Genomic DNA, 20,253 nt, shown 5'->3' on the forward strand with positions numbered 1-20,253 from the left:
CACTCAATGAGAATATTCTTCCGGAATTCGGCGAGCCCCGAGTTTATGAGCGTCCTCGGGTGAGGGAGTCAGCGTGACACAGGTGCTTCGGGCGGTGGAGGTGGCCGGGCCCAGCGGATGGCGGTGGGTGCTCAGTGAGGAGTCCGGGCTGATCTTGGCCGACCATCGAGTGGAGCTGGACGTCGGCACCGCCGAGTACGAGGCGTTCTGCGACCTGATCGAGCATCTCGACCGGCACCGCTTGCCGCACGACCCTGTCGGGTCGGAGACGGAGGCCGTCGATCGGGTGAGCACGTGGATCAGTGAGCACGTGTTCGGTGAGGCGCTCTTGGCCAGGCTCTCTGGAACGGTGCGGGTCATCGTCCCCCACGGTGCGGAGTTCCTGCTGTCAAGACCGTTGGAACTGGCCAGGGTCAACGGTGTTCCATTGGCGCGCAAGCAGATAAGTCTCGTCTATGAGCCCGCGAGCCTCGGCGTCCCCGGGAACAAGGATGACGTGGCCGGGAGTTTACGAATCCTGGCGCTGTTCTCGATGCCGGCGCGTTCGTCGGTGCTCGCGCTGCGCCGGGAGCGTTACGAGCTCGCCAAGACCGTGCGGACCATCGCCGCCAAGTCACGCAAGGCGATCGAGCTGCGGGTCCTGCAGTACGGCGTGACACGGGAACGGCTCGCTGAGGCCGTCGAGGAGTATCCGGGCTGGGATGTTCTGCATGTCTCCGGACACGGCGACATCGGTGTGCTGCTGCTGGAGCAGGCCGACGGCGAACCCGATCCCGTCTCCACCGACGAGCTCATCGAGCTGCTGGCGCCCGCGCGAGACCGGCTGAAGCTGGCCGTGCTCTCGGCGTGCCAGTCCGGCGCCCCGCAGGCCGCGAGCACGCTGCGCACCCTCGGGTTCGACGAGCTCGCCGAGCAGGTCGCGCCGGACGAGGGAACGTCAGGCGAGGGGGCGTCAGGCGACCAGGTCGGCCTGGCCCGCGGCCTGGTCGAGCAGCTGGGCGTGACGGCGCTGGCGATGCGCTACCCGGTCGCGGACGGCTTCGCGGTCGCTCTCGCGGAGGAGCTGTACCCGCGGCTGTTCGGCGCGGGCCAGCCGGTCGACCGCGCGGTGGCACTCGCGCTGCACAAGGCGGTGGGCTCCCGCCCCACGGCCGCGGTGCCCGCCGCGTCGATGGGGACTCCGATGCTGGTCGGCGCCGGCGCCGTCGGCTTGCGGGTCGCGCCCCCGCCCGGGCGTGCGGTCCTCGACCCATACGCCGAGCGGATGGCGTGGTTTCCACCGGAGCCGGAGCGGTTCGTCGGCCGCACGCAGGCCCTGGTGGAGGCCAGCACGGCGCTGGCCGCCGAAAGCGGCCGCAGCGGCGTGCTGTTCGTCGGCATGGTGGGCGTGGGCAAGTCCGCGTGCGCGCTGGAGCTGGCCCACCAGCACAGGGGCCGGTTCGGCGGGCTGGCCTGGTGGCAGGCCCCCGAGCAGCCGGACGACTTCGGCCAGGCCCTGGTCAGCTTCGCCACCGCTCTGGAAACCCAGCTCGGCATCCCGATGATGGACGCGGTGGGCAGCGTGGCGGAGCTCCAGAGATTCCTGCCGAGGCTGGCCGCGGTGCTGCGGGAGGAAGCGGTGCTGCTGGTCCTGGACAACGTCGACACGCTGCTGTCCGACGACGCGTCCTGGCGCGACCCGATGTGGGGCATGCTGATCGAGTGCCTGATCGGCCACGGCGGGCTGTCCCGGGTGGTGCTGACCAGCCGGGTCATGCCCACCGAGCTCGATCCCGACCTCGTGGTGGTCCTGCCGACGCACTCGCTCTCGATCGCCGAGTCGGTGCTGCTCGCCCGCGAGCTGCCGCACCTGGGCGCGCTGCTGCACGACGAGCCGACCGCCGAGCGCACCACCGCCCGATCCGGCACCGGCCTGCAGCTGGTCCGGCGGGTGCTGAACATGGCCCAGGGACATCCGAAGCTGCTCGAACTCGCCGACGCCGCCGCGGCCGAGCCCGGCAGGCTCGCCGACGCGCTGGCCGCGGCGGAGGCGGCGGGCCGGGACGCGCCGGTCACCGCGTTCTTCACCACCGGCGACAGCGCCCTCGACGGCGGCCAGTTCATGCGGCTGCTCGCCACGTGGGCCGACACCACGCTCTCGGGTCTGCCCACACCCGCGGGCACCCTGGTCAAACTCCTCGCGCACATCGAGGAGGCCGAGCGCCAGCCGTGGATCGTCTCCAAGGTGTGGTGGCTGGTCTGGAAGACGCTGTACGACGTGGAGGCGCCCCCTCTGGAGCGTGCCCTGGAGCCGTTGATGTCCGCCGCCCTGGTGGAGGTCGGACTGGTGGAGGTCGGACTGGTGGAGGCCGGACCGGTGGAGGCCGAGCCGTTCGACGCCGACGGCTCGACCGCATCGGAGGTCTACCGGCTGAACCCCGGCGTGGGCGAGGCGATTCGCGCGAGGACCGACGCGGAGTTCCGCACGCTCGCCGACGAGGCGATGATCTCCTTCTTGCAGTGGCTGAACGACCACGCGCACACCGAGGAGAGCCGGGGCGGCTCGGGCTCGGCGATCGTCTGGTCCGGTCTGGCGGCCACGCCGTACCTGCTGCGCCGCGGACATTGGCGAGAGGCGACCGTCATGCTGGAGACGGCCACCGACCGCGTCGTGGACCCGGAGACCACCAACCGGGCGCTGGGCTACCTGCGCCGCATGCTCGAGCACCACGACGACGCCCTCGGGCGGCCCGCCGTGATGAGCCTCTACGCCAAACTCCTGTCGAGGAGTGACCCGCAGGCGGCCGCGCAGATCTTCATCGACATCATCCAGAGCAGCGTCGAGAGCAAGCAGTACGGTGTCGCCTCGGTCGCGGCGGCCGATTGCGCGTCGCTGTACCTCGACAACGGCGACCTCGAGGACGCGCTCGAACTGACGGAGGCCCTGAGGGGGTTGAACGACCTTGCCGGATTCGGTCCGTGGACGCGAGCGGCCGACGAGTGCCTCGAAGTGACCATCCTGCAGGAGATGGGCCGGCACGACGTGGCGGCCGAGCGGGCGTTCGCCCTGGCCGAACTGGTCGACAGGCTGCCCGAAGACGCCGGGGTGCCCGAGCGCGTCACGCCGGTGAGCGTCCGCGAGGTGGTCCTCAGCACCGTGCTCAAAGCGGCCGCCAGTGCCAAGGACTGGCACCTCGCCCTGGACATCTGTGAGCGGATCGAAAAGCTGCACCTGCGCAGGGGCGCCTCGGAGCACGAGTGGGCGCGGTTGAAGCTCAACTACGCCACGGTGCTCCTGCGGCTCGGCCGCGCCGGCGAGGCGGAGGACGTGCTCCGGGACATCCAGGCCGTCTTCGAGGACGCCGACGACATCCCCCTGCTCGGCGAGGTGTTCCGGCTGCGGGCGGAGGTGCGGGCCGCGCTCGGCAGGGCGGACGACGCTCTCGCCATGGCCCAGGCCGCGCTGCGGTACTCCTACGAGAGTTCCAGCCCTAACGCCCTGGCCGAGAGCCACGACGCCGTGGCCCACTACCTCGCCGCCAACGGACAGCCCGCACGGGTCTGTCTCCACCACCGGCTGGCGGCGATCATGATACGCGCCGCCACAGCGCATGCCCCGGACGGCGCCACGATCGTCAACCTGCCGGAGCTGATCGAGTCCGGCGCGGATCTGTGTCCTCGGACGCTTGAAGAACTCCTCGAAACGGTTGAGCAGATGCCAGGCGTGCGGCTGGGCCTCGTGCTGCGATCCCTGGTCCCGGACGAGAGGGACCGCGACGAGCTGTTCGACACGACCGTGGCCCGTCCCCGGAGGAATGCGGAGATCACCCGGGAAGCCCTGGCGGACTACCACAGCGAGCGAGCCGCGCTGGTCGGCGCGATACGCCGGGCCGCCGACGGCGATCACGACCCGAGCCTGTTCGAGGGCTTGGACGACGCGAGCGCCGGCATCCTCCTCATGTACCTCGCCATGCGTCAGACGCCGGATGACGGCCAAGACGAGCACATCGGATGACTAGCTCGGACCGGTCTGTACGCGCTGACCTGCCGGGCCCTCCTTGAAGACGTGTTCGAGCACGTCATCGCGCCGGTCGCCGAGCCTCGTGCAGCTGAAGCCCTTGTTCGTCAGCTTCTGGGCATAGGCGACGTAGCGTCCAGTCGGCCGCGGGGCGACAGCAGCATCGGGAGCGCGTACCTCGTATGTCCAGGCGCCGTCGAGCAGCCGCACGCACGCGATCCTGTGGACTCTCGCGTACTCCAGCGCCCCGCTCTGAAACCCGCCTGCCGCGACCACGACCCCTTTGTGCGCGCCCGTCGAACGCAACTTGTCCTTGAGCACCTGCACGTGCTCGCGCTTGACTGGAGAGGCATGGCGCTTGCACTCGAACAACACGAGGAAATCGGCGCCGAGAAGCCGGAACCGGACAGTGACGTCGATGACGTAGGTGCCGTCCACGCCCTCGACCGGATCGAGATGCCGGACGTCCCAGGCCGTCACCTCATGACCGGCCACCTCTACCAGCTCGGCGACCGCGCGCTCGTACTCGGCGGGGCTCAGGTCGAACGCCGGCCAGCGGTCGACGCCGTACTCCGTTGTCACCCGGCATCTACTCCTCATAGATCCGATGCCAGCAGGCGAGAGAGTACCGGATGCCAGGGGATCGAGGCCGTCAGGTCTGACTCAGACCGTCGTTCTCCGTGTCCTTGGGCTGGTCTCGCGGCTCGACGAACGGCTCCGTCGCGGACCCCTCCTCCACGATCTTCCGTCCCCGCTGGAGCTCGGCGTCGAACTCCGCCCCGATGAGGATCGCGATGTTCGACAGCCAGAGCCACACGAGGAACACCACGACCGCCGCGAGCGTGCCGTACGTCTTGTTGTAGGAGCCGAACCTCGCCACGTACAGCCCGAACCCGGCCGACACGACCATCCACAGCACGACGGAGGTCAGGCTGCCCGGCGTCAGCCAGCGGACGCCCGGCTGCCGGACGTTGGGGGCGGCGTAGAACAGTAGGGTGATCATCCCGGCCGCCAGGATGACCAGCACCGGCCACTTCGCGATGTTCCAGGCCGTCACCGCGACGCTGCCGAGCCCGAGGAGCCTCCCCACGATCTCCGACAGCCGCCCGGTGAGGGTGACCGCCACCGCGGCGGCCGCCATCAGGATCACCAGCACCAGCGTGAGCAGGACCCGCAGCGGCGTGACCTTCCAGAACGGCCGGCCCTCCGGGATGTCGAAGATGGCGTTGGTCGCGCGGATGAACGCCGCGATGTAGCCGGAGGCCGCCCAGAGGGCGAGCAGGAGACCGCCGATGGCGAACACCCCGGCGGTCCCCTGGTTCTTGCTGACATTGCCGAGGCCGGTCGACAGCATCTGCTGAACCGGCCCCGGTGTCAGCCCCTTGATGTTGCCCAGCAGGCCCTCGACGGCGCCGGGGCCCAGCAGGCCCACGATCGAGACCAGCACGATGAGCCCGGGGAAGATCGACAGAACGGCGTAGTAGGTCAGGGCCGCGGCCCAGTCCGGGATGTTGTCGTTCTTGAACTCCCGGGCGGTGCGCTTGAGCGCCCCCAGCCAGTCGCGGCGTGACAGCCGCTCGACCGGCCCCTTGTCGTCCTTATGGTCGGCCATCTGTCGTCGTCCCGGCCCGCCTATCGGCTCCTCTTCCTCCGCAGCAGCTTCCGCACGACGAGGAGCGCCACCGCGCCGACGGCGACGGCCACGGCGGGACGCCGCCTGGCCTGCTCCGCTACCCTGTCGGCCGCGTCCTTCACGGTGTCCGGCGTGACGTCGCGGACCCGCTCGGCGACCTTGTCGGCCGCGTCCTTCACGTTGTCCTTCACCGTGTCCGGCGTGGCCTCGCGGACCCGCTCCGCCACCTCCGCGGCCTTCTCCTTCACCATGTTCTTGGTCCCCTCTATTTTGTCGTGTGCCCTGCCCTTGACGTCGGCCTTGGCGGCCAGGGCGTCGATGGTGTCGCCGAGGTCGTCGCGCGTCCGGGCGATGTCCTGCCGGACTTCGGTCAGCTCGTCGGCGGAGTCGGCCGGATGTGCGGGGTCGGGCGAGCCGGCCGCCGCCGTCTGGCGCTGGGGCACCGCGTTCAGCGACTCGGCCTCCGTCACCGGGTCGGTGACGTCCTGTCTGTGGACCCCCACGCTGCCGGCACCCGGCCGGGCGTCACGTGCGGGATCGGTCTCGCTCATCTCCGCGCTCTCTCCTTCACCACGTCGATATCGGTCTTGAAGCTCTGGATCGCCTTGTCGGGAGTCGGCGGGGTCGCCCTGGACACCTGGCGCTTGCCGACCAGGCCGACCACCCCGGCCACGAGCAGCAGCGCGGCGCCCACGATCAGGGCGCTCGCCCACGCGGGCAGCACCATCGCCAGCGCGATGATCGCCGCGGCCACGAGAGAGCCCCCGCCGTAGAGGGCCACGACGCCCGCGCCGCCGAGCATCCCGGCGCCGACTCCCGCGCGCTTGCCCTTCTCCGTCATCTCCAGGCGTGCCAGCCGCAGCTCGTCTCTGACGAGGCGGGAGACGTCCTCGGACAGACGCCGGACGAGTTCGCCGGTGGACAGCGTTTCCACCTGATCGGGCACCCGATTGGTCGCCTGATTGGTCGCCTGATTGGTCGCCTGATTGGTCATGGCCGGCCTCCCTTCCAGGTTGGGAAGCGACTACCCCCAGGCGAGAGCCCTAACCACCCGTGTCGGGACGGTGAACATAGGAATGTCACGATACGGCGGAGTTCTCACCGGCTCCCGGCAAAGATGGGAAGAAGGAAGTGCGGCCGCGCTGCTACGGTTTCGGTGGCGAAAGGGGGCAGCGGTGCTGGTGGTCCACGGAACCTGGGTCGGCGGCAGGCTGGCGGTCTGGGCCGAGGACTCCTCGCTCGTGTCCGCGAGCCGTTCGGAGCCCCAGAGCCTTTCGAAGTCCCCGGGCGCCCCCAAGTCTCCGAGCGCCGCCAGGTCTCCGAGTGCTTCCAAGGCGCGGGGTGCCTCCAAGGCGCGCCCGCATCCCTTCGCGGCGTCCGCGACCGGCATCGCGGCCGAGCTGTCGTCCTGGGGAGACGCCGGGGCCGCGGTCTCCGGCAAGGCGGCCGAGTCCGAGCTGACCATGCTGCTCCCCGGTTCGGCGAAGAGCCCCCTGCCCTCGCCGGAGTCGGGAGTGAGCGTCAAGGCCCGCGCTCCCGCGATCGGCCGCTGGCTCATGCCCGTGCTGCTGGTCGAGCCGCCCGCCGCGCTCGGCCTGCTCGACGCCGTGGACGAGATCGCCCACTTGCCGGCGGCCGCGTACGAGCCGGGCGAGTCCCTCGACGGCGCGCCGGTTCCCGGAGCCTCCCTGCGCTACCTCGCCGTCGTCGCCGCCAATGCCCGCGACCTCGTACGGCGGGGCCGGGTGCTGCCCCAGCTCGTCACCGAGGAGGACGGCTACGCGGCCCGCTGGCTGCCGGTGCTGACCGGCGCCGACGCCGCCCGCTTCCGGGAGCTCGCGACCGCGATGCCCCCGGTCTGCCGGGCCGCCGGAGAGGAGCGCCCCTCAGCGCACGTGCTCGGCGACGCCCTGGTCGGGCTCGCCGACGCGGCGGTACGGCGGGCGCTCCCCGAGCGGCTGCTCCTCGGGCACCGCCCGGGCGCCCGGAGCCCGCTGGCCGACCGTTGGATGGTCGCCCTCACCGCGGAGAGCGCCGCGCTTCCCGGCGTGTCGCCGAAGGAGGCCGACGAGCTGGTCAGGCCGCTGGAGCAGTGGTTCACGCAGGCGCAGCGGTCCCATGGCCCGTTCCGGGTGAGCTTCCGCCTCAGGGAGCCCACGAAGGACGACGCGCCCTGGGAGGTGGAGTTCGCCGTCCAGTCCACCGAGGACCCCAGCCTCTATCTGCCCGCTTCGCTGATCTGGGCGGGTGAGGCCGTGCCGGGTCTCAGCGGCCGGCCGGAGGAGACCCTGCTCGCGGGCCTCGGCCGGGCGGCCCGCCTCTACCCGAGGGTGGAGGACGCCCTGCGCGGCGTACGGCCGGCGGCGGTCGAGCTGGACATGGCGGAGGCCTTCTACTTCCTCCGCCACGCCGCTCCCCTGCTCCAGGCGGCCGGGTTCGGTGTCCAGCTCCCCGCCTGGGCGGGCAGGACGCGGCTCGGGCTCAAGCTGACCACGAGGTCGAAGAAGCAGGGCCCGGGAGCCGCAGCCGATCAGGGCTTCGGGCTCGGCCAGCTCGTGAACTTCCGCGTCGACCTGGCGGTCGGCGACGAGACGATCACAGAGGAGGAGCTCGCCGAGCTGGCCCGGCTCAAGGTGCCCCTCGTCCGCGTGCGGGGGCAGTGGGTCGAGCTCGACGACCGGCAGCTCAGCGCCGCGCTGAAGGCCGTGGAGCGGCGCCGTGCGGGCGAGATGACGGTCGGCGAGGTCATCCAGGAGGTCGTCCACGGCGGAGACGACGACCTGCCCATGGTGGAGGTCGACGCCGACGGCCTGCTCGGCGACCTGCTGTCCGGCGAGGTGGATCGCCGCCTCCAGCCGGTCGCCACCCCGGACGGCTTCCACGGCACCCTGCGCCCCTACCAGGAGCGCGGCCTGTCCTGGCTCACCTTCATGTCCGAAATCGGACTCGGAGGGATACTTGCGGATGATATGGGACTCGGTAAAACCGCCCAAACTCTATCTTTGTTGCTAAACGAACAAAACGGACATGCCGCGCCGGGGGCGACGTTGCTGGTATGCCCGATGTCGCTGCTCAGCAACTGGCAGAAGGAGGCGGCGAGGTTCGCCCCGTCGCTCGACGTGTACCTGCATCACGGGGCGGCGCGGCTGCGCGACGAGGAGCTCGCCGAGCGGGTGGGCCGGGCCGACCTGGTCCTCACGACGTACGGCACGGCGCTGCGCGACCGGGAGGTCCTCGCCGGGTTCCCCTGGGGCCGGGTCGTCTGCGACGAGGCTCAGGCGATCAAGAACAGCGCGGCCAGGCAGGCGCAGGCCGTACGGTCGATCCCGGCGCGGACGAGGCTCGCGCTGACCGGCACGCCGGTCGAGAACCACCTGGCCGAGCTGTGGTCGATCATGGAGTTCTGCAATCCCGGCCTGCTCGGCTCGGCGAGGACGTTCCGTGAGCGCTATCAGGAGCCGATCGAGCGGCAGGGCGACGAGACGGCGACCGCGGCGCTCCGCCGGGCCACCGGGCCGTTCGTGCTGCGAAGGCTCAAGACCGACAAGACGATCATCTCCGATCTGCCGGACAAGATGGAGATGAAGGTCTGGTGCACCCTCACCCCGGAGCAGGCCACCCTCTATCAGGCCGTCGTGGAGGACATGCTGGGCCGCATCGAAGACAGCGAGGGCATCGAACGGCACGGCAACGTGCTGGCCGCCATGACCAAGCTCAAGCAGGTGTGCAACCACCCGGCCCACCTCCTCAAGGACGGCTCGCGGCTGCCCGGCCGCTCCGGCAAGCTGGCCCGGCTGGAGGAGCTGGCCGAGGAGATCGTCGCCGAGGGCGACAAGGCGCTGGTCTTCACGCAGTACGCCGAGTTCGGGACGATGCTCCAGCCGTACCTCGCGGCGCATCTGGACCGGCCGGTGCTCTGGCTGCACGGCGGGCTGCCGAAGGCGCGGCGCGACGCGCTGGTCGAGCGGTTCCAGAGCGACGACGAGCCGATGGTGTTCCTCCTGTCGCTCAAGGCCGCGGGCACCGGGCTGAACCTGACGGCGGCCAATCACGTCGTCCACGTGGACCGGTGGTGGAACCCGGCCGTGGAGAACCAGGCGACCGACCGGGCGTTCCGGATCGGGCAGACCAAGAACGTGCAGGTCAGGAAGTTCATCTGCGTGGGCACGCTGGAGGAGCGGATCGACGAGATGATCGAGCGCAAGAAGGCGCTGGCCGAGAGCGTCGTCGGCACCGGGGAGGACTGGATCGCCACCCTGTCGACCGCGGAGCTGCGCGAACTGTTCCGCCTCTCCCCCGAGGCGGTGAGCTGATGGAACCCCTGGAAGGTCTCAGGGCACGCGGCAGGCGCGGGACCATGGGCGAGCGGTGGTGGTCGCGGCGGTTCATCGACATCCTGGAGAGCATCTGCGACAAGGGCCGGTTGAGCCGTGGGCGCTCCTACGCCCGCGCGGGAAACGTGCTCGATCTCGACATCGCGCCCGGGCTCGTCAGGTCGCGCGTGCAGGGGTCGCGGCCCGAGCCGTACGACGTGGTGATCGAGATCGCGGCGTACGGCGCGGCCGACTGGGAGCGGCTGACGGACGCGCTGGCCGCCCAGGCGCTCTACCGGGCCAAGCTGCTGGCCGGGGAGATGCCCCGCGAGATCGAGGACGTGTTCCGCGAGTGCGGCCTGCCGTTGTTCCCCGGCGAGCAGGGCCTGGAGATGGAATGCTCCTGCCCCGACTGGGGCTTCCCGTGCAAGCACCTGTCGGCGGTGCTGTACCTGCTCGCCGAGCGGTTCGACGACGACCCGTTCCTCGTGCTGGCCTGGCGCGGGATGGCCAAGGACACCCTGCTCGACGACCTCCGGGAGGTCGCCGGCCAGAACACGGAGGATGCGCCGTTCGCCGAGCGGCTGGCCGACTTCTACGAGCCGGGCACCTCGCTGGCCCGGCTGAGGAGCCAGGCGTCGCAGGCGTCGGCTCCGCCGGAACTGCTGCTGCGGACGCTCGACCCGCCGCCGGTCAAGGTGAGGCACATCCCGATCCTCGACCTGCTGCGCCCCGCGTACCGGCGCCTCAGCGATCCGCGAGCCCTCACTGATCCACGAAGCCTCACTGATCCACGAAGTGCTGGGGAACCATCACCCTGACGCCGTTCGGGATGGTCTTGATCACCAGTGGGGTGCGCAGCCGCACCTCGCCGTCGATGTCGGCGGCCATCGGGGGGTCGGTCTCCAGCAGCATCTCCCGGCCGGTGAGGAACGGGCCGCCCGCGAGGCTGCGCCACCGGCCCGTGGTGGCCCGCACGAGGGTCTCGCCGACCAGCCTCAGCCGCTTGCCCGAGCCGAGCTGGTAGGCGACGAGGCTGTGGTTGTCGATGCCGGCGTCCCTGGCGATCTGCCAGCCGCCGTGGAAGCGGCCGTTGGCGATATTGAGCTGGTGGGTGAGCAGCTCGTGGCGCCTGCCGTCCACGGTGATGTACGCGCGGAACGGCCGGTGGCCCGGGAGGATCGTCATGGCGGTCAGCGGGTAGGCGGCCCTGCCGAGCAGCCGTTTGAGCCAGGGGCGGACGGTCCCGGCGACCTCGACGGAGACGCCGAAGCTCGCGAGGTTGGCGAAGGGACGGTCGCCGCACAGGCCGAGGTCGATGTCGGCGACCTTGCCCGCGGTGAACACGCGGATCGCGCCGGGCAGGCCGAGCGGCAGGCCCAGGCTGCGGGCGAAGTTGTTGGTGGTCCCGAGCGGGAGCACGCCGAGGGCGACGTCCCGGCCGGCGACGTGCCTGATCGAGCTGCTCAGCGTGCCGTCCCCGCCGCCCACGACGAGGAGGTCCGGCTCGCCCGAGAGCGCGCGGAGCAGGGTCTCCCGCAGCAGGCGGGGGTCCGTGACCTGGTGGATCCCGGTCAGGTCGAAACCGTCGGCGCGGAGCAGCCGTAAGACGTCGGCGTAGTGGCGGCGACCCCGGCGCGACCGGGTGTTGACCACCACGGCGGCCCGCCGCCTGTCGTGGATCGCCGCCGTGTGGTCCGCCTTGCTTCGCATGATCACATGCTAGGCGGGCGCGCCGGATGCCGCGCGCATGGTCGTGCCCGGCGGTCGCGGCGACCGCCGGGCACGTTGACGTGCTTACTTCCTGGCCCTACTTCTTCGCTGGGGTGACCTGGACGAGGACGCCCAGGTTGCCGGGCAGCGGGCTGATCAGCTTGAGCTGGACGCCCAGCTGCTTGCCCTCGTCACCCGGGTTGCCGGTGCCGAGGACGCTGCCGATGTCCGTGCCGTACAGCTCGGTGGCCGGGGAGCCGTCGGCGTGGACGACCCGCGTGGTGTAGGGCTGGTTGTCCTTGGACGGCACGACCGTGGAGGCGTCGCGCAGCCGGTAGAACAGCCTGCCGTCCCGGACCTCGAGACCCGGGTACCAGCCCTTGGCGTCGGTGAAGGTCGACACCGCGGGCAGCTTGCCGAACGACGTGCAGTACTCCGTGAACGGCTCGCCCTCGAGGCACTCCTTGAACGGGTAGGTGCCGGCGAAGTTGAACGCCGCGTTGGACGACTGCGGGCGGGAGGCCAGGTTCTTCAGAACGGACGGGTCCTTCGCGGCCGCCTCGCCCGTACGGCGGAGCGGGTCGAAGTGCGAGTCCACGAGGAGGAGCTGGCCCTTCGGCCCCACGGACGGCAGGTCGAAGGTGCTGTCGGCGACGTTGTTGGTGCCGCGCGCGGTGTCGCGGTACCAGACGAGGAGGCCGGGCGCGTTGTACTTGATCTTCTCGACCTTCCAGGCGCCGTCGCGCAGGTAGGTCGTGTCGTAGGCGTACTGCAGGCCCTTGTCGAAGCCGTCGAAGTTGCGCCACTCCGCCAGGTAGTACTGGGCGGCCTGGGTCTGGCCCGGGTGGATGACGAAACCGGCGCCGGATGTGTCGGTGAAGGTGCCCTTCGTGGCGGTCCACCCGTTGGCGCCGCCCTCGACGTCGTCGCTCCACACCGGCGTGCCGCCGTTGGTGAGCGAGAAGTCGTCGTTGAACCAGCCGCGGCCGACGGTCCCGGCGTCCGTGGCGTACCGCAGGCGGAACCGCACGGACTTGCCGGCGAACGGGGTGAGGTCGGCGTAGAGGTGCGACCAGCCGCCGCTCTCGCCGGTGACGCCGTACTTCTTGTGACCGTAGTCGACCAGGCGGCCGTTGGGGTCGGTGTAGTCGTCACCGGTGGAGGCGAGGGTGCCGTCCTCCTTGTAGACCTTCTGCTCGGTCCAGGTGGCGCCGCCGTCGGCGGAGACCTCGGCGAAGCCGTAGTCCCAGTCCTGCTCGATGCTCCAGTCGCTCCACCACCAGAACTTCTCGTCCGCCCCGGCGGGCACGTCGAGCGTGCGGGTCAGCCGGGTGTCGGCCCAGTTCTGGTCGTCGTTGGACCACCACAGGTTGGAGCCGCTGTGCGGGGTGGACAGGACGACGTGCTTGTCCGGCAGGTTGATCCGGAGGCCGTCCTCGGTGCCCTTGGGCGTGCGGGAGGTCTGGCCGATCGCCACGAGCTTCGCGGCGTCACCGGGGTTCACGATCTTGGGGTTGGCCCAGCCGAGCACCCACTTGTCCCACAGGCCCATGTGGGTCGGCAGCGACTGGAAGATGGGCCCGGAGTGGGAGCCGCTGGACATGAGGTCCCAGAAGTCCACGTCCGAGTCGCCCGCGCCGGTGGTGTCGTAGAGGTCCGGCAGGCCGAGGTCGTGGCCGTACTCGTGGGCGAACACGCCCACGCCGGCGTCCTCCGGCTGGAGGATGTAGTTCGAGATCTTCACGCTCGTGCCCGGCACGGTGTAGCCGCCGGTCACGTCGCTGGAGTGGGCCCAGAGGGCGAACGTCCCCTGCGCTCCGCCGCCGCCGGACTTGTCCTCACCCGCGTGGATCAGCACGAGGTGGTCGACGACGCCGTCGGGCTCGTCGTAGTTGCCGTCGCCGTCTGCGTCGCCGGTGTCTTCCTTGTCGTAGTCGGCCCACGGGAACGACGGGTTCTGCGCCGCCAGGGCGTTCACCGCGTCGATCGGGAGCTGGGCCGCGCCGCGCGGGTTGTCCGGGTGGCCGGCCATCTCCTGCGGGTAGGTGCCGCACTTGCCCGCGCCGTACCACGCCTCGGAGTGCGGGACCTTGAGCCAGCCGACCGCCTGGCCGGTGACGGTGTAGGCGCCCTTCGACAGCTCCTCGTACATGTTCTTCATGGTGGAGCCGGAGATGTCGATGCCCTTCCTGCCGTCCCGGGGGTCGGTCAGGTCCGGGCGGACCCGGGTGGTGATCCCCTTGGAGGTGTAGAGCATGTTGTTGTAGTGGGCCGTGTTGAAGTCGGCCACCCACATCGAGTTGTTGTCCTTCCCGCCGCCCGCCACGGTGGCCGGGCTCGGGATGGTGTTGTGCACGGGGCCGTTCAGCTTGGTGCCGGCCGGCTCGGTCACGCAGTCGTCGACGTCGTCGATCGTCCGGGGGTGCGACCAGCCGGAGAAGTCGTCGTTCGCCTTGTCGTTGAACTCGACCAGCAGGGTGAGAAGCTTGGCCGTCTTGGTGGTCCCCGCCTTCTTGTAGATGAAGTCGAAGGGGTTCTTGCCTGTCCTGAGGGCCTGCTTCTCGTGCTTGACCAGCTCACGCGCGGCCACGGGGTTGCCGGCGGCGAACTTGTGGTCGATCGCGGTCGCCACCTCGGCGGTCCGCCGCGCCCCCTTGGCCTGCACCTCCTCGTTGTAGGTGGTGACGTCGCCCTGCACACGCGGGGGCGCGAAGTTGATGTAGTGGTCCTTCGCCGAGGGCTGGTAGGACGCCCCCGGGGTGGTCGCGCTCGCGGCGGTGGCGAGGCCTCCCGCCACCAGGCCGACGACCGGCACGATCGCGACGAGACGCCGCAGTTTCCTGGACAACCAGATCCTTCCCCGCCCGGGTTCTCCGGACGCCATGCGAGGACGCGCCGAGATGCGCGCGCAGGCGCGACATTAAAGAGCATGTAAAGGAAAGGTAAAGACCGCCCACTGATGGTTGTCAAAACGTGATGTATGCCGGAAAGCTCCTCAACGTACGGTTACCACCCGCTTGCGGCCTGGCCGTACAGTCCAGATGTGAACCTGAAGGACCTGCTCGGCGCGCTGCCCGAGGGGCGGGTGCTGACCGACCCCGACGTGATCGAGTCCTACGCGCGGGACCGGACGTTCGTCGAGCCGGGAAAGGCGCTCGGCGTCGTCCTCGCGGAGTCGAGGGACGACGTGGTCGCGACGCTGCGCTGGGCGAGCGAGCACCGGGTTCCGGTGGTCCCGAGGGGGGCGGGGACGGGTCTCGCGGGCGGGGCCACCGCCACCGACGGCTGCCTGATCCTGTCGCTGATCAGGATGGCGGAGATCCGCGAGCTGTCGCCGCAGGACGAGATCGCGGTCGCCGAGCCGGGAGTGATCACCGCCGACCTCGACCGCGCGGCCCGCGAGCACGGGCTGATGTACGCCCCGGACCCGTCGTCCTACGAGATCTCGACGATCGGCGGCAACCTCGCGACCAACGCGGGCGGCCTGCGCTGCGTGAAGTACGGCGTGACCCGCGACTCCACGCTGGGCCTGGAGGTCGTGCTCGCCGACGGCCGGATCCTCAACACCGGGCGGCGGACCATGAAGGGCGTCACCGGATACGACCTGACGGGCCTGTTCGTCGGCTCGGAGGGCACACTCGGGGTGATCACCGCGGCCACCCTGCGGCTTCGCCGGGTGCCCCGGCAGGTCGCCACGGTCGCCGCCGAGTTCACCTCGCTCCGCGACGCCGCCGCCGCGGTGTCGGCGATCATCGCGGCGGGCTGTCAGCCCTCGCTGCTCGAACTGATGGACCGCACCACCCTCGAGGCCATCGACGACTGGAAGAACATCGGTCTGGAGCCGGAGACCAGGGCCATGCTCATCGCCCAGTCCGAGGGCTCACCCGACGAGATCGCCGCCCTGTGCGGCGCGGCGTCGTTCGTCGCCGAGGCGTCGACGCCCGAGGAGGCCGCCGAGCTGATCGGCGTCCGGCGGCTCGCCTACCAGGCCAAGGAGCGCCTGGGACAGTGCCTCGTCGAGGACGTCTGCGTGCCCCGGTCGGTGCTGCCGGACATGATCTCGGCCGTCGAGGCCGCGGCGGCCCGGCACGGCGTGACGATCGCGACCATCGCCCACGCAGGGGACGGCAACCTGCATCCGGTGTTCATCTTCGACCGCGGGCTGGCCGAGCCTCCGCCGGAGGTCTGGGCCGCCGCCGACGAGGTGTTCCGGGCGGCCCTCGACCTCGGCGGGACGCTGACGGGCGAGCACGGCGTGGGCCTGCTGAAGCGCCGCTGGCTCGGCCTCGAGGCCGGGCCGCTGGTCACCGAACTGCACCACGGCATCAAGCAGGTCTTCGACCCGCTCAACATCCTGAACCCCGGCAAGGCCATCTAACCCCGCCGTGACCGGCGTGATCATGCACAGGTTCCCCGTCCGGCGTCCCGACCTCGCCCAACCCCGCACGTGATCATGCGCAGGTTCCTGCCGAGCGTCTTCACCTCGGGAAATCCGATGCGTGATCATGCACTGCTGACCACTCCTGTACGGCCTGGCGTTGTCTGGGCCGCGCGAGCCGTACAGCCGCGTGCGGCGTGGTGCCACTGATACCGTTCTTCCTCAATTGTCGCGACATTTCGGGGAGACGGGGTCACGGTGGAGGATCCGGTCCGGCTGGGGCCGTTCGAACTGCTGGAACGGCTCGGCGAGGGCGGCCAGGGCGTCGTCTACCTCGGGCGCGGGCCCAACGGCGAGCGGGTGGCCGTCAAGCTGCTGCACACGAGGCTCACGGCCGACCAGGAGGCCAGGAGCCGGTTCCTCCGCGAGGTCGCGCTCGCCCAGCGGGTGGCCCCCTTCTGCACGGCGCCCGTGCTCTACGCCGATCTCCAAGGCAACCAGCCCTACATCGTCAGCGAGTACGTCCCCGGGCCCTCGCTCCGGCAGCTCGTCGACCGGGAGGGCCCCCGCAGGGGCGCCGCCCTCGAACGGCTCGCGATCAGCACGGCCACCGCGCTCGCCGCCATCCACCGGGCCGGGATCACCCACCGCGACTTCAAGCCCGCCAACGTCCTGATGGGCCCCGAAGGGCCGGTCGTCATCGACTTCGGCGTGGCCAAGGCCCTCGACTCCCCGCAGGCGACCGCCACCGGCACGACGATGGGCACACCGTCCTACTTCGCCCCCGAACTCCTGTCCGGCGGAGAGGTCACCGGAGCGGCCGACGTCTTCGCGTGGGGCGTCACCATCGCGTTCGCGGCGTCCGGCCGGCCCGCGTTCGGGGCCGACTCGATCCCCACCGTGATCAACCGCATCCTCAACTCCGAGCCGGATCTCAGCGGCCTGACATCGCCGCTCCGCGAGGTCGTGGCCGCCTGCCTGGCCAAGGATCCGGCCCTCCGCCCATCCGCGGACGAGCTGGTCGCCCGCCTGACGGGGCAGCCCACGGCGCCCGCGCGCAGGCCCGCGCCCGCTGCGCCACCCGCGCCGAAGAGCGCGCCACAGAAGAGGTCGAACCGGCGGATGCCGGTGGCGGCGGCCGCGGGGGCGGCCGCCGTGGCGCTCGCCCTCACCGCCACGGCCGTGGTGGCCTCCCAGTCGGGCAGGGCCCAGCCAGCCGCCGCGCAGGGCGGCATCACAGGCGGCGCCACGCCCGGCGCCGCGCAGGCCGCCGCCGGCGCGCAGACGACGCCGAAGACCCACCGGCCCCGGCCCAGCCGCGCCGGGGATCCCTCGCCGGGCCACTCCCGCAGACCCGAGCGGAGCCCGTCGCCCAAGCCGAGCCGTACCCCGACTCCGACGGCCACGCCGTCCGCGCCGTCCACGTCTCCCAAAGCGTCTCCCACCCCGAAACCGACTCCCAAGCCGACGCCCACGCCGTCACCGAAGCCGACGCCCAAACCGAGCCCGAAACCCACGCCGACTCCTACCCCTAAGCCGACGCCGACTCCCACCCCTAAGCCGACGCCGAAGCCCAATCCCTACACGGCGACCGGCGTCTGCGGTTCCGGGTTCAAGGTCGTCGACGCGCATGGCTGGGCCGGGGCGGCCACGACGTACTTGCTCTACAACGCGGCGACGGGGAAGAACTGCGTGATCACCCTGTCGAAGTACGTCGTCCCCGGGAAGATCAAGATGGGGGCCGTCCTCCAGGTCAAGGGCGGGGCGAGCGCGAGCCAGTGGGGCGCGTACACCGTCTACGCGGGGCCGCTCCGGCTCGCCGCGGCGGGCAAGTGCGTCATCTGGGGCGGCGGGTACGGCGCGGCGACCTGGAAGAGCGCCTGGTCTCACTGCGGGTAGGCCCGCTAGAGTAACTGACGTGATCGTCAAGTCCGTTACAGGGCGCGGGCTTCGCACGCGGGCCGCCCTGATCAAAGCGGGACGCGAGGCGTTCGAGGAGCAGCCGTACGACAGCGTGCGGGTCGACGACGTGTGCGGGCGGGCGGGGGTCTCGCACGGCACCTTCTACACGTACTTCGACTCCAAGGAGTCCCTGTTCCGCGAGGTGGCGGGGGCGGTCGTCGGCGAGATGTTCTCCGCCAGCGTGGTCGGCCCCGCCGTGCCCGGCGACCCGTACGCCAGGATCGAGGCGGCCAACCGGCTCTACCTGCGCGCCTGGGCGAGCAACTCGCGCCTGGTCCGCATGCTGGAGCAGGCGGCCACCTCCGACGAGAGCTTCCGCGACCTGCTGCTGGAGCTGCGGGAGGTGTTCGTCCGGCGTGGCGCGGACGGTCTGCGGCGGCTCCAGGAGGAGGGCCTGGCCGATCCGTCGCTCGACCCCCGCCTGACCGCGATCATGCTGGGGGGCATGGTCGAGCACTTCGCCCGCGTCTGGCTCGACCTCGGGGAGCGCGCCGACGAGGAGACCGCGGTGCGCCTGCTCACCACTCTCTGGGCGCGGGCCATCCACCTCACGGAGGCGCCTCGATGACCGTCTTCAGAAGCAGGCTGGACACCTCCGGCCCCGAGTACGCCGCACGCCGGGAGGCCATGCTGGCCAAGCTCGCCGACCTGGACGCCGAGCACGCCAAGGCCGTCGCCGGGGGCGGCCCGAAGTACGTCGACCGGCACCGCGCGCGCGGCAAGCTGCTCGCCCGCGAGCGGATCGAGCTGCTCGTCGACCCGGACTCGCCCTTCCTGGAGCTGTCGCCGCTGGCGGCCTGGGGCACCGACTTCCCGGTGGGCGCGAGCGTGGTCACCGGGATAGGCGTGATCGAGGGCGTCGAGTGCGTGATCACCGCGAACGACCCGACCGTCAGGGGCGGGGCCTCCAACCCGTGGACCCTGCGCAAGACCCTCCGCGCCGCGGACATCGCGCTCCGCAACCGCATGCCGTACGTCAACCTGGTGGAGTCGGGCGGAGCCGACCTGCCGACGCAGAAGGAGATCTTCATCCCGGGCGGCCAGATCTTCCGGGATCTGACCCGCCTGTCCGCCGCCGGGATTCCGACCGTCGCGCTGGTCTTCGGCAACTCGACCGCGGGCGGGGCGTACGTGCCGGGCATGAGCGACTACGTGGTGATGGTCAAGGAGCAGGCGAAGGTGTTCCTCGGCGGGCCGCCGCTGGTCAAGATGGCGACCGGCGAGGAGGCCGACGACGAGTCGCTCGGCGGTGCCGAGATGCACGCCCGGACCTCCGGCCTCGCCGACTACCTGGCCGCCGACGAGCACGACGCGCTCAGGACCGGCCGCCAGATCGTCAGGCGGCTCGGGCGGCGCAAGCCCGGCCCCGCTCCCCTGGCGGCCACCGTGCCGCTCTATGACGAGGACGACCTGCTCGGGATCGTGCCGGAGGATCTGAAGATCCCCTTCGACCCGCGCGAGGTCATCGCCAGGGTCGTGGACGGCAGCGACTTCGACGAGTTCAAGCCGCTCTACGGGTCGAGCCTGGTGACCGGCTGGGCGGCGATCCACGGCCACCCGATCGGGATCCTCGCCAACGCCCGCGGCGTGCTGTTCAGCGAGGAGGCGCAGAAGGCCGCGCAGTTCATCCAGCTCGCGAACCAGTCACGGACGCCGCTGGTCTTCCTGCAGAACACGACCGGCTACATGGTCGGCAAGGACTACGAGCAGAGCGGGATCATCAAGCACGGCGCCATGATGATCAACGCGGTGTCCAACTCGACGGTCCCGCACCTCACGATCGTCATGGGCGCGTCGTACGGCGCGGGCAACTACGGCATGTGCGGGCGGGCCTACGACCCCCGGTTCCTGTTCGCCTGGCCGAGCGCCAAGTCGGCCGTCATGGGGCCGGCCCAGCTCGCGGGAGTCCTCTCGATCGTGGGCCGGGCCGCCGCAGAGTCGCGCGGCCAGGTCTACGACGAGGAGGCCGACGCGGCGATGCGGCAGATGGTGGAGGCGCAGATCGAGGCCGAGTCTCTGCCGTACTTCCTGTCCGGCAGGCTCTACGACGACGGCGTGATCGACCCTCGCGACACCCGCACCGTCCTCGGGCTCTGCCTGTCGGCGATCGGCAACGCGCCCGTGGCGGAGCCCGCGGGCTACGGCGTCTTCCGGATGTGATGCATGATCACGAATGATGTCTTGCCTGGTCGGCGCGGATGCATGGGAATCCGCGCACGATCACGAACCAGGTTGTCGCAGGTCAGCGGCGAGGCGC

13 protein-coding genes are annotated in these 20,253 nt (G+C 70.8%); 7 read left to right on the top strand and 6 right to left on the bottom strand.

Features of this window, described 5'->3' with window-relative positions; translation table 11 throughout:
• Nucleotides 1-73: 73 nt before the first annotated feature.
• Nucleotides 74-3,994 (top strand): CHAT domain-containing protein, encoded by a 3,921-nt coding sequence (locus tag ABH927_RS09095; protein ID WP_370019835.1) that lies wholly within the window; start codon nt 74-76, stop codon nt 3,992-3,994.
• Here ABH927_RS09095 and ABH927_RS09100 read toward each other — a convergent pair whose 3' ends face one another.
• From ABH927_RS09100 to ABH927_RS09115, 4 genes are all read right to left on the bottom strand, one after another.
• Entirely contained in the window at nt 3,995-4,579 is a 585-nt protein-coding gene (locus tag ABH927_RS09100) for a restriction endonuclease (RefSeq protein WP_370019836.1), read from the bottom strand.
• 70 nt (nt 4,580-4,649) lie between these two features.
• Nucleotides 4,650-5,609: a YihY/virulence factor BrkB family protein gene (locus ABH927_RS09105; protein ID WP_370019837.1), complete on the bottom strand. Its 960-nt coding sequence runs from the start codon at nt 5,607-5,609 to the stop codon at nt 4,650-4,652.
• A 20-nt stretch (nt 5,610-5,629) separates the two neighbouring features.
• On the bottom strand, nt 5,630-6,181 hold the full coding sequence (locus ABH927_RS09110; protein WP_370019839.1) for a DUF3618 domain-containing protein: 552 nt from the start codon (nt 6,179-6,181) through the stop codon (nt 5,630-5,632).
• Nucleotides 6,178-6,624, bottom strand: a complete 447-nt coding sequence (locus tag ABH927_RS09115; RefSeq protein ID WP_370019840.1) for a phage holin family protein — start codon at nt 6,622-6,624, stop codon at nt 6,178-6,180. The genes ABH927_RS09110 and ABH927_RS09115 overlap by 4 nt, the downstream gene beginning before the upstream one ends.
• Nucleotides 6,625-6,805: 181 nt before the next feature.
• Here ABH927_RS09115 and ABH927_RS09120 point away from each other — a divergent pair, with 181 nt between their 5' ends.
• On the top strand, nt 6,806-9,943 hold the full coding sequence (locus ABH927_RS09120; protein WP_370019842.1) for an SNF2-related protein: 3,138 nt from the start codon (nt 6,806-6,808) through the stop codon (nt 9,941-9,943).
• The gene (locus ABH927_RS09125) at nt 9,943-10,764 is read left to right on the top strand and encodes an SWIM zinc finger family protein (RefSeq protein WP_370019843.1); all 822 of its coding nucleotides are present in this window, start codon (nt 9,943-9,945) and stop codon (nt 10,762-10,764) included. Before ABH927_RS09120 ends, ABH927_RS09125 begins: the two co-directional genes overlap by 1 nt.
• Here ABH927_RS09125 and ABH927_RS09130 read toward each other — a convergent pair.
• Both ABH927_RS09130 and ABH927_RS09135 read right to left on the bottom strand, forming a co-directional pair.
• Nucleotides 10,727-11,656 carry a diacylglycerol kinase family protein gene (locus tag ABH927_RS09130; RefSeq protein WP_370019844.1) on the bottom strand — a complete coding sequence of 310 codons (930 nt, stop codon included), beginning with the start codon at nt 11,654-11,656 and terminating at the stop codon, nt 10,727-10,729. The two genes, ABH927_RS09125 and ABH927_RS09130, sit on opposite strands and share 38 nt — an antisense overlap.
• Nucleotides 11,657-11,753: 97 nt before the next feature.
• Nucleotides 11,754-14,504 carry an immune inhibitor A domain-containing protein gene (locus ABH927_RS09135; RefSeq protein WP_370019846.1) on the bottom strand — a complete coding sequence of 917 codons (2,751 nt, stop codon included), beginning with the start codon at nt 14,502-14,504 and terminating at the stop codon, nt 11,754-11,756.
• Nucleotides 14,505-14,699: 195 nt separating this feature from the next.
• Here ABH927_RS09135 and ABH927_RS09140 point away from each other — a divergent pair, with 195 nt between their 5' ends.
• From ABH927_RS09140 to ABH927_RS09155, 4 genes are all read left to right on the top strand, one after another.
• Nucleotides 14,700-16,034, top strand: coding sequence for an FAD-binding oxidoreductase (locus tag ABH927_RS09140; RefSeq protein ID WP_370019848.1), 1,335 nt, complete (start codon nt 14,700-14,702; stop codon nt 16,032-16,034).
• A 258-nt stretch (nt 16,035-16,292) separates the two neighbouring features.
• Nucleotides 16,293-17,933, top strand: a complete 1,641-nt coding sequence (locus ABH927_RS09145) for a serine/threonine-protein kinase (RefSeq protein ID WP_370019850.1) — start codon at nt 16,293-16,295, stop codon at nt 17,931-17,933.
• Between the two features lie 19 nt (nt 17,934-17,952).
• On the top strand, nt 17,953-18,564 hold the full coding sequence (locus ABH927_RS09150) for a TetR/AcrR family transcriptional regulator (protein ID WP_370019852.1): 612 nt from the start codon (nt 17,953-17,955) through the stop codon (nt 18,562-18,564).
• Nucleotides 18,561-20,156, top strand: a complete 1,596-nt coding sequence (locus ABH927_RS09155) for an acyl-CoA carboxylase subunit beta (RefSeq protein ID WP_370019853.1) — start codon at nt 18,561-18,563, stop codon at nt 20,154-20,156. The genes ABH927_RS09150 and ABH927_RS09155 overlap by 4 nt, the downstream gene beginning before the upstream one ends.
• Nucleotides 20,157-20,253: the final 97 nt, after the last annotated feature.

The organism is Planotetraspora sp. GP83 (assembly GCF_041262585.1).
Taxonomy (GTDB): domain Bacteria; phylum Actinomycetota; class Actinomycetes; order Streptosporangiales; family Streptosporangiaceae; genus JAOEGB01.